This window comes from Streptomyces sp. NPDC005899, from assembly GCF_040629645.1.
Taxonomy (GTDB): domain Bacteria; phylum Actinomycetota; class Actinomycetes; order Streptomycetales; family Streptomycetaceae; genus Streptomyces.
In genome coordinates, this window is the sequence record NZ_JBEXWB010000644.1 from 1 (window position 1) to 1,777 (window position 1,777).

The 1,777-nt window shown below is 74.2% G+C and carries 2 protein-coding genes and 1 pseudogene; 1 reads left to right on the forward strand and 2 read right to left on the reverse strand.

The window, feature by feature from the left end; translation table 11 throughout:
* A pseudogene (locus tag ABZ371_RS32340) lies at window positions 1-267 on the forward strand (hypothetical protein); the annotation flags it as partial.
* Here ABZ371_RS32340 and ABZ371_RS32345 read toward each other — a convergent pair.
* Window positions 260-1,120: a DNA-formamidopyrimidine glycosylase family protein gene (locus ABZ371_RS32345; RefSeq protein ID WP_358686451.1), complete on the reverse strand. Its 861-nt coding sequence runs from the start codon at window positions 1,118-1,120 to the stop codon at window positions 260-262. The pseudogene ABZ371_RS32340 and the gene ABZ371_RS32345 overlap by 8 nt on opposite strands.
* 57 nt (window positions 1,121-1,177) lie before the next feature.
* Window positions 1,178-1,777, reverse strand: a 600-nt coding sequence (locus tag ABZ371_RS32350; protein ID WP_358686454.1) for an amidohydrolase family protein, incomplete at its 5' end; no start/stop codon positions are given.

Consider the following 1,777-nt stretch of genomic DNA (forward strand, 5'->3'; position numbering starts at 1 on the left):
GTGGTGACGACGGGCCCGCGGGAGTGGGGTACCGACGTCGGGCTGGAGGTGGCGGCGCGGGTCCCGGTGCCGTCGGTGTGCGCCCTGGTGGCGGTGGGGCGGGACGGGAGCGAGGAGACGGTGAGCACGTGGTCGGCGGGCGCGGACGACGGGCGGCGGGTGACGCTACGGGGAGGAGCGGCCCTGCGGATGGCGGACATCGACCACTTCGAGGTGCGCGCGGCGGGCGGCCGGTGGCTGGCGACGGTGACCCGCTCCGCTACTTGAGCAGCCGTGACATCCGGCGGTCGGCGAGAGGCTTGCCACCGGTCTGGCAGGTGGGGCAGTACTGCAGGGAGGAGTCGCTGAACGACACCTCAAGGACGGTGTCACCGCACACGGGGCAGGGCTGCCCGGCCCGGCCGTGGACGCGCATGCCGCTCTTCTTCTCCGCCTTGAGCTTTCCGGCCGCGACACCCCGGGAGCGTTCCACGGCCTCCCGCAGGGTGGTCCGCAGAGCGGTGTGGAGACGGGTGATGTCCTCGTCGTCGAGACGGGTGGTGAGCTTGAAGGGCGACATCTTCGCGACGTGCAGGATCTCGTCGCTGTACGCGTTGCCGACGCCCGCGATCAGCGACTGGTCCCTCAGGGCCCCCTTGACCTGCCGGCGCGCCCCGCCGAGGATCCGGGCGAGCGCCTCACGGTCGAAGGAGTCGGCCAGGGGATCCGGGCCGAGGCGGGCCACGCCGGGAATGTCCACCGGGTCGTGCACCAGGTGGACGGCGAGGCGCTTGGTGGTGCCCATCTCGGTCAGGTCGAAGCCGTCGCCTCCGGTGAGGACCGTACGCAGGGCCAGCGGCCCCTTGCCCGGCCGTGGCGGGGTCGCCGGGAAGCCGTCCTTCCACTGGAGCCAGCCGGCCCGGGCGAGGTGGACGACCAGGTGGAGGTCCGCGGCCGTGATGTCGAGGAACTTGCCGTGCCGGTCCACGGCGGTGACGGTGGTGCCCTGGAGCGCGGTGAGCGGCGGGTCGTACGTCTTCAGGACGCTGATCGCGAGGGGCAGGACGCGGGCGATCTCCTTGCCGACAAGGTGGTCGACGAGGAAGTCCCGCAGGGCTTCGACTTCCGGGAGTTCGGGCATGACACCAGCCTGCCGCAGCGCTCCGGCGAGTGCCTGCCGGGCCGCGCCGCCGGCGGGTCAGGCCGTGCGCAGCCCGTAGACGCGGCAGGCGGTCTCCGCGAGCACCGCCCGCCTCCCCTCCTCGCCGAGACGGCCGGTCAGCTCCCGTGCCGCGTCGACGACGACGGCGTACGGGGCGGCGGGCAGGCACACCGGCCAGTCCGAGCCGAACATCAGCCGGCTCGGCCCGAAGGCGTCGATCACCGTGTCGGCGTACGGGCGCAGGTCCTCCAGCGTCCAGGAGCGCGGGTCCGCCTCGGTGACCAGGCCGGAGAGTTTGCAGACGGTGTTGGGCAGGGCGGCCAGCGCCCGCAGGTCGTCGGCCCACGGATGCGTAAGGCGCCGCGCGACCGGGGGTTTGCCCGCGTGGTCGAGCACGAAGGCGAGCTGGGGCACGAGTGCCGCGGCCCGTGCCGCGACGGGGAGTTGGGCCGGCACCACGAGGAGGTCGTAGACGAGGCCGGCGTCGGCGACGGCCCGGAGTCCGCGGAGCACGTCCGGCCGCAGCAGCCACTCGGGGTCGGGTTCGCCCTGGACCTGGTGCCGGATGCCGACGAGCCGGTCGCCGCCGGGCAGGGCGCGCAGCCCGGCGAGGGCCTCGGCGACGTCCGGCGCGGT